At 63.3% G+C, this 13,325-nt stretch carries 11 protein-coding genes; 7 read left to right on the top strand and 4 right to left on the bottom strand.

From position 1 onward, the window contains the following. The first annotated feature begins 2 nt into the window (after positions 1-2). Positions 3-695, top strand: a complete 693-nt coding sequence (phoB, locus tag Q7V45_RS17900) for a phosphate regulon transcriptional regulator PhoB (RefSeq protein WP_304854543.1) — start codon at positions 3-5, stop codon at positions 693-695. Positions 696-883: 188 nt separating this feature from the next. Here phoB and Q7V45_RS17895 read toward each other — a convergent pair whose 3' ends face one another. Genes Q7V45_RS17895 through Q7V45_RS17880 form a run of 4 tightly spaced genes read right to left on the bottom strand, consistent with a single transcriptional unit; the run spans position 884 to position 4,440 of the window. Then, positions 884-2,275 carry an MFS transporter gene (locus Q7V45_RS17895; protein WP_304854466.1) on the bottom strand — a complete coding sequence of 464 codons (1,392 nt, stop codon included), beginning with the start codon at positions 2,273-2,275 and terminating at the stop codon, positions 884-886. After that, complete coding sequence (locus Q7V45_RS17890) at positions 2,272-3,249, bottom strand: adenosine kinase (RefSeq protein WP_304854464.1); 978 nt, start codon at positions 3,247-3,249, stop codon at positions 2,272-2,274. Before Q7V45_RS17890 ends, Q7V45_RS17895 begins: the two co-directional genes overlap by 4 nt. Before the next feature lie 16 nt (positions 3,250-3,265). Continuing rightward, complete coding sequence (locus tag Q7V45_RS17885) at positions 3,266-3,655, bottom strand: DsrE family protein (RefSeq protein WP_304854462.1); 390 nt, start codon at positions 3,653-3,655, stop codon at positions 3,266-3,268. Then, a complete protein-coding gene (locus tag Q7V45_RS17880) occupies positions 3,652-4,440 on the bottom strand; it encodes a molybdopterin-synthase adenylyltransferase MoeB (protein ID WP_304854460.1) in 789 nt (262 codons plus the stop codon). The genes Q7V45_RS17885 and Q7V45_RS17880 overlap by 4 nt, the downstream gene beginning before the upstream one ends. A gap of 53 nt (positions 4,441-4,493) precedes the next feature. On the opposite strand from Q7V45_RS17880, the gene Q7V45_RS17875 reads away from it, so the two are divergent. The 6 genes from Q7V45_RS17875 (at position 4,494) to Q7V45_RS17850 (ending at position 13,322) form a co-directional block, all read left to right on the top strand. Then, positions 4,494-5,699 (top strand): Bcr/CflA family multidrug efflux MFS transporter, encoded by a 1,206-nt coding sequence (locus Q7V45_RS17875; protein ID WP_304854458.1) that lies wholly within the window; start codon positions 4,494-4,496, stop codon positions 5,697-5,699. A gap of 176 nt (positions 5,700-5,875) precedes the next feature. Next, on the top strand, positions 5,876-6,475 hold the full coding sequence (locus tag Q7V45_RS17870) for a hypothetical protein (RefSeq protein WP_304854457.1): 600 nt from the start codon (positions 5,876-5,878) through the stop codon (positions 6,473-6,475). A 206-nt stretch (positions 6,476-6,681) separates the two neighbouring features. Beyond that, complete coding sequence (locus Q7V45_RS17865) at positions 6,682-9,816, top strand: AAA family ATPase (RefSeq protein ID WP_304854456.1); 3,135 nt, start codon at positions 6,682-6,684, stop codon at positions 9,814-9,816. A gap of 26 nt (positions 9,817-9,842) precedes the next feature. After that, positions 9,843-10,529 (top strand): Crp/Fnr family transcriptional regulator, encoded by a 687-nt coding sequence (locus tag Q7V45_RS17860; protein WP_304854455.1) that lies wholly within the window; start codon positions 9,843-9,845, stop codon positions 10,527-10,529. A gap of 104 nt (positions 10,530-10,633) precedes the next feature. Further along, the gene (locus Q7V45_RS17855) at positions 10,634-12,202 is read left to right on the top strand and encodes a heme peroxidase family protein (RefSeq protein WP_304854453.1); all 1,569 of its coding nucleotides are present in this window, start codon (positions 10,634-10,636) and stop codon (positions 12,200-12,202) included. A 28-nt stretch (positions 12,203-12,230) separates the two neighbouring features. After that, positions 12,231-13,322 carry a hypothetical protein gene (locus Q7V45_RS17850; RefSeq protein ID WP_304854451.1) on the top strand — a complete coding sequence of 364 codons (1,092 nt, stop codon included), beginning with the start codon at positions 12,231-12,233 and terminating at the stop codon, positions 13,320-13,322. The last annotated feature ends 3 nt before the right edge of the window (positions 13,323-13,325 follow it).

Raw genomic sequence — 13,325 nt, 5'->3', positions numbered from 1 at the left:
CGATGAAGCCTCATGTGCTGGTCGTCGAGGACGAGACGGCGCTGGTCGAACTGCTGCGCTACAATCTCGAACAGTCGGGTTTCCGGGTCGCCGTCGCCTATGACGGCGAGGAGGCGCTGCGCGCCGTGCAGGAGGACGTGCCCGACCTCATCCTGCTCGACTGGATGCTGCCTCTTATGTCGGGCATCGAGGTCTGTCGCCAGCTTCGCCGCCAGACGTCGACCGCCAACGTGCCGATCATCATGCTGACGGCGCGCGGGGAGGAGGGCGACCGCGTGCGCGGCCTCGACGCCGGGGCCGACGATTACGTGCCGAAGCCCTTCTCGCCCACCGAGCTGATCGCGCGCATCCGCGCCGTGCTGCGCCGCATCCGGCCGGCGCTGGCCGACGAGGCGCTGTCCTATGCCGACATCGTCATGGACCTGGTGGCGCATCGCGTGACACGCGGTGGCAAGCCGCTCCATCTCGGTCCGACCGAGTTCCGCCTGCTGCGGCACTTCATGGAACATCCTGGCCGCGTCTTCTCGCGCGAGCAGCTGCTCGACTCGGTGTGGGGCAAGGACGTCTATGTCGAGGCCCGCACCGTCGACGTCCATATCCGACGCCTGCGCATCGCGCTGAACGGCGACAACCACGCCGACGTGATCCGCACGGTTCGCGCCGCCGGCTACGCCCTGGATTCGACGCCGGGCTGATCCGTCACGTCGTTGTATGCCAGTTGTGCTGCCGGGTTTTCCACACACGCAGTAACGGTTTTGTAGCGTCGGGCGCCTAGAGAGAGCTTGCCCGTTCCCTGCAGGCCCCCACGCCCCGCTCCCCGGAACGGGCCGGTTCCCCGGCTCGGAGACGACGACCGCAGCCGAGCCACTGACCCCTCCTTCCGTCAGGAAGGAGGGGTTTCTTTTTCGAAGTGACGGCGCACGATCGCCGCCAGCACGAGTGCGGGCAGGCCGAGCAGCGCGGTGTAGACGAAGAAGATCGCGTAACCGCCGAACTTGTGGGTGGCGGTGAATTCATCCTGCAGCCTGTCCACGACCCATCCCGAGGATCCGCCCAGCAGCTTGCCGGGCAGGGTCATGATCGAGGTGAACAGCGCGTACTGCGTCGCCGTGTAGGCCGTGTTGGTCAGTCCCGACAGGAAGGCGATGAAGATCGAACCGGACATGCCGCCCACCAGGTTGTCGACGCTGATGGCGACCGTGAGGATTCTCAGGTCGGGCTCGCCCACCCAGGCCAGCCAGGAGAAGGTGAGGTTGCTCGCCGCGATCAGGAACACCGCCGGCATCAGCAGCCGCGCCGCGCCCACGCGGAACACCAGCGCCCCGCCCAGCAGCGCGCCCAGGATCGTCATGACGAAGCCGTAGATCTTCGACACGTCGGCGATCTGGTCCTTGCTGAATCCCATGTCGATGTAGAACGGGTTGGCCATGACGCCCATGGCGATGTCCGACAGCCTGAACAGGCCGATGAACAGCAGCAGCAGGACGGCCATCCAGCGGAAGCGCGCGAAGAAGTCGACGAACGGGCAGACGATGGCGCCGTAGACGAAGATCAGCGCCTTGCGAGCCCAGCCGGGCATGGCCCCGAGACCCGCGGCGAAGGCGGCGACCTTGCCTTCGAGCTCGGTCGTTCCTGCTGTGGTGAGACGCTCCGGCTCCGAGATCAGGAGGGTCGTCAGGATGCCGACGAGGCCGAGCGCCGCCATCGTCTGATAGGCCGCCGTCCAGGAAACGAACTGCGCCACGTACAGGGCGCCCGCACCGGCGGCCAGGACGGCGATGCGGTAACCGAGCTGATAGGTCGCGGCCGTCGCGCCCTGCAGGCTCGCATCGGTCGCTTCGATGCGGCAGGCATCGAGGGCGATGTCCTGGGTGGCCGAGGAGAAGGCGACGACCAGCGCGAACACGACCATCCACCACAGGTCGGTGCGCGGGTCGCAGAACGCCATGGCGAGCAGGCCGCCCGCGATCCCGCTTTGGGCCAGCAGCATCCAGGAGCGGCGTCGCCCCAGCCACCGTGTCAGCAGTGGCAGGGGGACGCGATCGACGACCGGCGACCAGACGAACTTGAACGAGTAGGTGATGCCGATCCAGCTGACGAAGCCGATCGCGGTGCGGCTGATGCCGTACTCGCGCAGCCACGCCGACAGCGTCGAGAAGACAAGCAGGAAGGGCAGCCCGGCCGAGAAGCCGAGAAACAGGAACTGGACGACGCGCGGATGGCGGTAGGTCGCGAGCGACTCCCGCCATCCCCTCGCCGGAGCGTCAGCGCTCAAACCAGGCCCTTCAGCGCCTGTTCCGGCCGCGCGCCGACATGGGAGATCACCTCGGCGGCGGCGATGCCGCCCAGACGCGCGCATTCGGCCAGCGGCTTGCCGTGGGTGAGGCCGAACAGGAAGCCCGCGGCGTAGAGATCGCCGGCACCGGTCGTGTCGACGACCTTCGAGACCGGGGCCGCCGGGACCTCGTGGGTCTCCTCGCCCTTGATCACGACCGAGCCCTTCTCGCTGCGGGTGAGGGCGGCGATCTTGGCCTCCTTGCGCGCTTCGGCGAGCGCCTGCTCGAAGGTCTCGACCTCGTAGAGCGCTTTGATCTCGGCCTCGTTGCCGAACAGGATGTCGACCTTGTTGCGGATCAGGTCGCGGAACTCGTCGCGATAACGATGGACGCAGAAGGAATCCGACAGCGTGATCGAGACCTTGCGGCCTGCGGCGCGGGCGGCGTCGAAGGCCTTGAGCACCGCCTGCTTGGCGGCCGGCGCATCCCACAGATAGCCTTCGACATAGGTGACCTGGGCCGAGGCGACGAGTTTGGCGTCGATGTCTGCCGGGCCGAGGCCGGTGCAGGCACCCAGATAGGTGTTCATCGTCCGCTGCGCGTCGGGCGTCACGAGGATCAGGCAGCGTGCGGTCGCCGGTCCGTCGGTCGCGGGCGGCGTTTCGAACGACACGCCGGTTGCCTTGAGATCGTGGCCGAACACGCCGCCGAGCTGGTCGTTGCGCACCTTGCCGATATAGGCGCCCTTGCCGCCGAACGAGGCGATGCCGGCCATCGTGTTGCCGCAGGAGCCGCCGGATACCTCGATGCCGGGGCCCATGCCCGCATAGAGCTGCTCGGCGCGCTCCTCGTCGATCAGCATCATGCTGCCCTTCACCAGGCCGTGCTTGCCGAGGAAAGCTTCGTCGGAGCGCGAGATGACGTCGACGATGGCGTTGCCGATTCCCAGCACGTCGAAGGGGGCGGATGTCATGAAGTCTCCCACAAGGTCACAATGAAACCAGGTGCATGCCCGGCTTGGTTTCTTCCAGCAAGGTCACGATGCCGGCGACCGTAAACGGCACGTCGGCCCGCAGGCTCGCGCGATCGATGTCGAGCGACCGCAGGCCCATTTCGCACACGATCAGCCGCGCGCCAAGCTCGACGCAGGCCTGCAGCAGCGTCTCGAAGTCGCCGACGCCGCGTGCGCGGTTGAGGGCGTCGCGCTCCCAGTCGCGCAGTGCCGGCGGAGAGCCCTGCAGGGCGCGGATGCCGCCCATGGTGAGGAACAGGACGGCCGGCTTGTTGACGGCCAGCGCGGCCGCCGCGAGGGCCAGCCCGTAGTGGGCGCTCTCGTAATCGTCGGAGCGCAGGATGACGGAGACGCCGCCTTCGCTCATGGGCTCGCCCTCGACGACTCGCCGCAGGTCGGACACCCGGGTCGCTTGGTGACCGCCAGCGTCTCGAAGGAGGCGTTGAGCGCGTCGTACATCAGGAGCGACCCCGAGAGCGAGCGGCCGACTCCCAGGATCTCCTTCACGACCTCGGTGGCCTGCAGCGTGCCCAGGGTACCGGCCAGGGCTCCCAGCACGCCGGCCTGGGCGCAGCTCGGTACGGCGTCTTCCGACGGCGCTTCGGGAAAGAGGCAGCGCAGGCAGGGATGTCCCGCGCCCTGCCACGCCTTGTAGGTCGAGATCTGGCCGTCGAAGCGCAGGATCGCCGCCGAGACCAGCGTCTTCTTCAGTTTGAAGCAGACGTCATTCAGCAGATAGCGCGTGGCGAAGTTGTCGCTGCCGTCGGCCACCAGGTCGTAGCTCTCGATGACACGCCGGGCATTCGCCGCCGTGAGGCGTTCGTCGTGCGTCTGCACGCGCACGTCCGGGTTGATCTCTTCCAGCGCACGGCGTGCGCTTTCGACCTTGGAAACACCCACGTCGGACGTGCGGTGAATCACCTGGCGCTGCAGGTTCGAAAGATCGACCGTGTCATGGTCGATCACACCCAGCGTGCCGATTCCGGCTGCCGCCAGATACTGCAGGAGGGGTGCGCCGAGACCACCGGCGCCGACGACCAGAACTTTCGCCGCGATCAGCTTCGACTGACCGACGCCGCCGATCTCCGCCAGCACGATATGTCGCGCGTAGCGGCGGATCTGCGTTTCCGACAGGTCAGGCAGGGACGTCATGGTCCGCTTATAGCATGGCGAGATGGCATGGATGCCTGTAGAGCCACCGCGCAATGAACACCACGACTCGTCCGACCCTGACGCCGCTCCTGCTGGCGGTGCTCGCGCTGTTGTCGGCCTTCACCCCGCTTTCGATCGACATGTACCTGCCGGCCCTGCCGGCGATCGCGGTCGACCTCCAATCCTCGGCCGGCGACATCCAGCTCACCCTGTCGGCCTTCATGATCGCCTTCGGCGTGGGGCAGGTCTTCTACGGCCCCGCGGGGGACCGGTTCGGCCGCCGCCCGGTGATCCTGATCGGCCTGGCGGTCTACGTGCTGACCAGCATCGGTTGTGCGTTTGCCGCTGCGGCAGGCCATCTCATCACCCTGCGTTTCCTGCAGGGCCTCGCCGCCTGCGGCGGCGTCGTGCTGGCGCGCACGATGGTCCGCGACCTGGCTGAAAAGGATCACGCCGCGCGCGCCATGTCGCTCATGATGGCCTGCACCTCCATCGCGCCGATGCTGGCGCCGGTGATCGGTGGCCAGGTGATGTGGTTTGCCGGTTGGCGTGCCATCTTCTGGGTGCTGGCAGGCGCCGGTGTGATTGCCTTCGTCGTCGCATGGTTCCAACTGCCCGAGACGCTGAAGCCGGAGTATCGCCAGCCGCTGGTCTTCACCCAGATCCTGAAGCGCTTCGGCGAGTTGCTTGGCACGCGCACCTTCATCGGCTACGCCCTGACCTCGTCCTTCATGTTCGCCGCCCTGTTCTCGTACATCTCGGGATCGCCGTTCGTCTTCATCGAGCGCTACGGGATTTCGCCCCGCTTCTACGGCGTGGTGTTCGGCGGCATGGTGGTCTTCATGACCATCGGCAGCCTGCTCAATGCGCGGTTCGTGCGCCTCCTGGGCGCCGGGCGCATCCTGCGCGTCGCGGTGATCGTTCCGGCCGTGTCGGGCGCGGCGGCGATGGTCATGGGCTGGATCGAGGCACGCTACGGCACGATCGGCCTGTGGCCCTTCCTGGTTTGCATGGTCTTCCAGATCGCGACGCTGAGCCTGATCGCACCCAATTCGACGGCGATGGCGATGCAGCACTACCCGCACATGGCGGGCACGGCGTCGTCGCTGATGGGCGTCATGACGTTCGGCGCCGGCGCGATCTTCGGCGCCATCGTCGGGCAGACCTTCGATGGCACCATCGCGCCGATGACGACCGCGATGGGCATCGCGGGCATCCTCTGCCTTGTTTCTCACCGCACGCTGGTGCGGCGAGGGTAGGGCCGGAAGCAGATGGTTAAAGGCGGGATGGACGACGGGCTGGCCTAGTCGCGCCTAGTGTATTGAGTGGACGCTCATTTTAAGAATCGATCGCGGCCAGCCAAATGTGCATGTGCCGTGTGGATGACGCTCGAATACGTTGATAAGATCGAGTAATCCACACGGGGAGGGCGAACATGAGCACAGGCCACTCAGAACTCGAAATTCTCAAGAGACTCGCGTTCGGAGGACAAACTCGCGCGGAAGCGATCAAGCAGGTCGAAAGCGCGCCGATGCCGGCGCGGCTCAGAACGTTCCTACTCGAAAGCCTTGGGAATCCAACCTTGGAAATTCTGGGCGCGAGACATGCACAAGTGACTCACGAACTGAACACCAAATTTGATGCCCAGCACATCAAAGCTACGATCGAAGTGCTTCGCTGTAAGTTTGGAAAAGATTTGGAGTGTTACGAGTTCTCCGGTTTCGTGGCGCCGGCGGAGGGCGATGCGAACAACCCGTACTTCCCCGATCCAAAGCAGAGTACGCCCGGACAATTCAGGCAGGACGCCGCCGAGTTTCCCGCCGACGAGAGAAGACAGTTCAAGGCGGGAATGCAGGAAAACTGCGCAGAGACTTTCAACGGCAAGCCTGGGCTCGGCTGGCCGATGGCTTTCTTTATTTGCGTCAAGGTGAGCGAGGACGAAAAGGGAGCCCATCTCTATATCCATAAGGACGAGGCCCAGCAGCTTTGGTACGGCAAAGCCCTTTGCTTCGTGCCGCCAAGCACAAAGCCGTGATCTCGCAGCGTCCGATATGCAGGACGCGGTAGCGCGTCGTGCGTAATCCGGAAGCTCACGGCGTCACTACACCGCATTCGGTGTTGCGCTGCCCATCGTGCGCGAAGGAGGCATCCTCTGATGCCAATTTCTGCTCGCAGTGTGGGATCAGGCTGAACCCGGGGCAGATCGGCAGATCCGCCCAGAGGCCGCAACAGCCGGTCGGCATGCAGATCCGCGAAATCCTTGCGGCGCAGGCGGCGGCAAACCCCTTCGCGGGAGACTACGAATGGAAGTTCGTCACCATCTTGTTCGTGGATATCGTGGGTTCGACCGCGATGATCGACGGACTCGATCCTGAAGACGCTTGGGATCGATTGGCGCCGCCACTCACCGTCATGAGGCAGGTCGTCCGCCGATTCGGCGGTACCTTCTGTAAGGAGCAGGGCGACGGGGCGATGGCATTGTTCGGTGCCCCTGATGCGGACGACGATCACGCTGTTCATGCCTGCTTGGCAGCGCTTGAAATCGTCGCTTCGCTTCGGCGGATGGCTCCCTATACGTCACGCGCGGGATTGCATTCCGGCGAGGTCATGGTGCGGCCCGTGGCGACTGATTTCTCCGTCGTATACGACGCGGCGGGACCCGCCGTGCATCTGGCAAGCCGTCTGGAATCCTTTGCGGAACCAGGCACCGTTCTTATCTCCGGAGAAACGCAGAAGCTCGTATCGGCCTACTTCGACTTCTCGCCGCCGGTGATGCACGTTCCGAAAGGCGTGTCGCAACCGGTGCGGACCTTCGAAGTCACGGGTCGTCGTCGCGTAACTCGCTGGTTCGCGCGTCGAAATCGGAGAGCCAGGCAATTCGCTGGACGCACCGGCGAAATCGAAAGACTGCGGGGCCTTGCCGATGAGGTCATAGGCGGCGCCCGTCGGGCGCTGACAGTGGTCGCACCGCCGGGAATCGGGAAATCGCGGTTGGTCAGGGAATTCGTGTCGGAGCTCCTCGCGGCGGATTGGTCTGTCGTGGAAGCTGAATGTGAGTCGATCGATCGCACCACGCCCTACAGCACCCTCAAGACGCTCGCCACCTCTGCACTGAATCTCGGGGATGCGGATCCGCCCGATGCCATTCGCGGCGCGATCGCTTGTGTACAGGCGAGCGTGCCTGAGATGCCAAAGTTCTTCGTCGAGGCATTGAGTACGTTGCTCGATCTTTCCGTAGAGACACCGGAGTGGCGCGACGCGGAGCCCCTTTTCAGGCGGCGACGCACAATCGAGGCGTTGACGTGTTTGTTCGCCGCCGCCGCCCAGCGTCCTTTGGTCGTTCTCGTCGAAGACTTGCATTGGATTGATGCAGAATCGGCAAGTGTTCTGGAAGGCGTTGCGAGGGCGCTTTCCGGGCGGTGCCTATTCTTCATTGGCTCGACGAGGCCCGAGCACATCTCGCCATGGGCCAGTGTCCCCGGCGCTACCGATCTCGTTCTCGGCCCTCTCGATCACGAAGCGACGAACACGATCCTGGCGTCGCTCGTCGGCACCGATCCCAGTCTCCTCAACTTGAAGCAGAGAATAGTCACTCAAACCGGTGGTGTGCCGTTGTTCGTGGAAGAGATTGTCCGGCGTTTGGTCGAGTCTGCGGCATTGGCGGGCGACGAAGGCGACTATCGGCTCGTCGTGGATGTAAAATCTGTGGGTATCCCGTCGACCGTTCAGGCGATCATTGCGGCCCGCATTGATCGGCTCCCGGCGCCAGCCAAGAAACTGCTCCGCTCGGCCGCTGTCATAGGCGAGCGTGTCACGCGCCCTCTTTTGTCGGCCATGAGCGATGCAGGTGCTTCGGAAATCGCCGAGGCTCTGAGTTCACTCGACGCCGCTCAATTGCTGTTGAACTCCTCCAATTCGGACGAAATGGCCTTGGAGTTCCCCCATGATCTCGTTCGGGAGGTTGCATATGGCTCCTTGATACGGGATCACCGGCGGCAGTTGCATGGGCGAGCGTTGAGAGCCCATCTGGCACTACTTGCCGACCACACGCGTGAGCATTCGGAAGTCCTAGCTCATCACGCGACTGAAGCACAGGAATGGCGAGAAGCGATTCTCTATTCCCGTATCTCCGGTGCCAGGGCGCTGGATCGCTCTGCTTATGCAGACGCCGAGACGTTCTTGAAGAAAGCAATTTCGTTCCTTGACTATGTCCCTAGAGATCGGGAAGCCATCGAAACTTCCATTGATCTCAGACTTCAGCTCCGGACAGTCTTCAGCGCCACTTCGCAACTAGCCAAATGGATTGCTCATGCCGTCGAAGCCGAGGCAATTGCCGAGGAGATCGGCGATGAACGCCGCCGCTTGATGTCCAGCCTGTTTCGAGCAGCCGCACTCAACTTCGCCGGATCGCCCTCGGAATCCATTGCCATTTGCAAGCCCGCCCTTCCGAAAGTCACTGCAACCAGTTTCGAACCGCTGCGTGTTCTCGCTGAGTATACGCTCGGCCAAGCGTATTACGCCGGAGGCGATTTTTCCAATGCCGCAAGAATTCTGACGATCCCTTGCGATCGGTTGCGCGGGCGACATGCTTTGACCCGCTTCGGTACGCCCGGCACGACGCGTGTGATGTGCTTGAGCATGTTAGCGATTTCACAGGCCTCGCTGGGACGCTTTGACGAGGCAGGCAGCTGCATCGCGGATGCCGAGCATAGTTCGCTTCTGACAAAGCACGCATACGATGACATCGCCACGGCCTATGCAAAGGGACTAACCGCGCTGTACCGGGGGGCAACAGACTCCGCGATCGGCAGTCTGGAAGTCGGTCTCGGCCGGTGCCGCGATCATGCTGTAGACATTTATGTGCCCGTGGTCGGCGGCCAGTTGGGTTGCGCACTCGCAATTGCCGGTCGTTATGAAGAAGCCGCTGCGTTGTTGGACCCTTTGGTCGACCAAGCGACCCATTTGGGCCAGGGAGCAGCGACCAATGCGGCTAGAGCGTATCTAGCGATCGCGCTATCGGGGCTGGGTCGTCACGCAGCGGCGGAAGCGGAGGCGGAGGCCGCTTTGCAGGCGGCTCAGTCGCGTGGATATCGCGGCGTTGAGCTGATGGCGTTGAGGGCTCTGGCGGTGGTGGAAATGGCGAAAAGTCCGAAGGCCTTCTCGAAAATCCATCGCCTGCTCGCTGCGGCGCTGGCGCTTGGCCGAAAGCTCGGGGCGAAGCCTGCGCTGGCGCAGACCTACAGAATGTTGGCGGAAGTAGCGATGTGGAAAAGCGATCATGCGGAAGCAGCGAGGTTCAAGGGTAAGGCGGAAAGCCTCCTTCCCGCAATCTCCGGCGACGGTTTCGCCGGATCCACCTCCCCCCATTCCCACTAAGGACTTCCAAAGAGGGGGCACAGCGCGTGGATCCGGTCCCAACATTCCGCATCATCTCTCTGTTCGAGGACATGCCGGAGAGTGAGTTGAGACACATTGCCTCAATGTGCACGGTGCGCGCCTATCAGCGACACGCACAGATATTGAGTGAGCACGAGGAGACGAACGACATATTCTTCGTCTTCTCCGGCAATGTCCGGATCGCCAGTTACACGGAAGGGGGGCGTGAGGTCATCTTCCATGACATATCCGATGGTGGAATCTTCGGAGAGTTCTCGGCGATTGACCGGCTTCCCCGTTCGGCGACTGCGGTAGCTCAGACCGATTGCCTTCTGGCGCGGATGCGTGCGGCCCAGTTTCATGAAGCTCTCGTCAGGAACAACGGTCTCGCCATCAGTCTGATCGAGCTGCTCGTGGCAAAGATGCGTGCGATGTCCGAGCGAGTCGTGGAAGTGAGCGCTCTTGCCGTCAGGGAACGGGTGCGACGGGAACTCCTGCGCCTCGTGACGACGCGGGGGGTTGTCGTGCATGGAGGCGTCACGATCAGTCCGGCTCCGACGCACTACGAGATCGCGTCGCGAATAGGATCGCATCGAGAGGCGGTGACGCGCGAGTTCAGTCGCCTGGAAGTAGAGAAAGTCATCGAAACAAGTCGTCGCCAGATCCGTATTCTCAATATCGCGCAGTTGAAGGCAGAAGTCGTCGGTCAATAGTTTTGTGCGTCCGAATGTGGGAAACGCCACATATCCAAGACGCGTACTTCTGGAAACTCCCCCTGCTCGCACACTCTTGGCGGGCACAACTGAGGGGAAGGTCCATGCCCGATACCAAGCCAGGCACTCACGGTCATCAGCCACGACACGATGTGGTTCCGCCGCTAGGCACGTCGTTCCGAGCCGGTCGATTCGGCCGCATGGTTCCGGAATTAACATCGCCATTCGCCGCGCCCGACGACGCGCTGATCGACCTCGGACTCGCAATGGTGGACAAGAAGAAAAGCGACCCCGCGAGAGATAACGCCAACATTCCGGCGTGCTTTACCTATCTCGGCCAGTTCATCGATCATGACATCACGCTCGATACGACCACACTGGCGGAGGTTTCTCAGGATCCGACGGCGATCATGAACTTTCGCACGCCGCGGCTCGATCTTGACAGTGTTTACGGCCTGGGGCCGCGAGTGCAACCGTCGCTTTACGACCGGCATAGCCCGGGCCATGCGAAGCTCTTGCTCGGCAGGACCACCATTGGAGGGAAGGAAGCCATCAAAGCGGGGCTGCCGCACGACCTGCCGCGAAATCCGCAGGGCATGGCGATCATCGGTGACGAGAGAAACGACGAGAATTTGCTTGTGGCACAGACGCATGTTGCCTTCCTGCGGTTCCACAACGCGATCGTCGACCGGTTGGCGGGCACCGTCGCCGAAGACGACCTCTTCGATACGGCACGCCGCGCTGTGGTCGACCTCTACCAGGCAATGGTGATTCGCGACTTCCTGACGAAGATCTGCGACGTCAACGATGTCGAGGCGGTGCTGCGCGATGGCCGCCACTTCTTCCGGTTTGAGACTTTCGGAAGTTGCGGCCAGCCTTATATGCCGGTCGAATTCTCAACCGCCGCCTATCGCCTTGGGCATTCGATGGTGCGCGAGGAGTACAGCCACAACCGGATCTTCGATCCGGCGACTTTCGATTTGCTGTTCCTGTTCACGGCGAAGTCCGGCGCGCTCGGGACGGATGGTGTCGGGCCGGCCAACAAGCCGACATTGCCGTCCGACTGGATCATCGATTGGCGGCGCTTCGCAGATTTTGGCGCTACCGGTGTGCCACTCAATCTCAGCCGCAACATCGATCCATACCTTACGCCCGCACTGCATGATATCGGTCCGCCGCCCCCGGTGCCGCCCACGACCCCGCAGGAAAAGGCGATGCGCAGCCTCGCGGTCATGAACTTGCGGCGTGGCGTGAAGATGATGCTGCCGTCGGCGCAGGATCTCGCGAATTTCATGGGTATAGCGTCGCTCACACCCGCACAGATCGGCGATCCCGGTAGCGACGACGGCAAGGCCGCGAAAAAGCATGGCCTGCACGTGAGCACGCCGCTCTGGTACTACATCCTGAAGGAAGCGGAAGTGCTCCATGGCGGCGCGCATCTCGGTCCGCTCGGCAGTCGGCTGGTCGCAGAGACGTTCATCGGCCTGCTCCAGGGCGACCCCGAAAGCATCCTGTCCCGGAACAAGCATTGGCGCCTCGGGCAGCCCCTCCATGGGCTCATCTTGCCCGGCGCAGACGAGTCGTTCGGGTTCAGCGACTTGCTGGAGATTGCCGCCGGCGGCACTGCCACGGGCGAGCTCAGCCCTGTCGACGATCCGGCAAACCAGCCCTGAACCTTCATCAGATCGGGAGGAGTTCCAAATGCGGATGATAGCGTTTGCGATTAGTCTCGTCGCGACTGGTTGCGCGGCGGTTTCCAGCGGTCCATTCGAGACACCGAGGCCAGGGCAGCTGGCGTTGGCGGGTCTCCCCTATTCGCTACCCAAGGCGGTCGTGCCAGTGAAGGTCTTCAAGGGAAGGGGGGACGTCGTCGGTCTGGCGATCGAAGAACCGCAGATTGTCGCCGATCCGGCGGTCGGGATGTTGGTCGCCCGCTTGCAGCCGTCACCCTTCAACAAGGAGAACATGAAGCTGACGGCCAATCCGGCGACCGGCCTTCTGATCTCCGTGTCGTCCGAATCGGAGGCGAAGCTGTTGGCCATCATCGAGGAACTCGCCAAGACCGCCGGCCGGGTTGGCGTGAAGGGTGGCATGAGGTCATTCCTCGAGGAGAATCCCGCGATCTTCGAGGATACTTTCGATCCGCTGTCCAGGGACGACACCCTACGTGTCGATAAAGCCATAAATGCCGCCCTGGCACGGGCGACGGCCGCTCGTCCGGCTGTGACCGGCGGTCATGCGATCAGCCTGACGGTTCAGATGGCTGACGAAGACTGGCTGAATCCGAGCCCCCTCAGGAAGAGACAGGAAACGCAGCCGGCCAGTTTGGCGAACTGCCAAACCGGCGTGTGTGTCCGCGCGATGACCTCGCGCGTGATCCGCGTGTCATCGGCCGACGGGGCAACGCTCGCCACCAAGCCAATCAGTGTGCCGTCCCGGGAGGCCATTGCCGTTCCTGTCCCGCAGACGATTTTGGCAAATCAGAAGGTCACGATTGCCATAAAGGACGGCATCGCAAGCGGCTACGATTTGGAGCGCGATTCCGAGCTACTGGGCATCGCCAAGATAGCACCCGCCATTCTGAGCGGTGTCGTAGCCGGCGTGACCCAGGGATTGACCGACCAGAAGAGCATTGCCGATCAGCTCAAGGCCCTTGCTGATGCCGAAGCCGCTCTCGCCGACGCGGAGAAGAAGCGGCGGGACGCTGTCGACAAGAGAGACGATTCTGGTCCGGCTGCCTTGCCAGCGTCGACGACGTTGGTCTATCCGTTCGGCGCTCCACCTCGCCGATGAGGC

Source organism: Reyranella sp. (assembly GCF_030651995.1).
Taxonomy (GTDB): domain Bacteria; phylum Pseudomonadota; class Alphaproteobacteria; order Reyranellales; family Reyranellaceae; genus Reyranella.
Note: the sequence above shows the minus strand (reverse complement) of the source record. Positions and strands in the feature narration are given on the sequence as shown.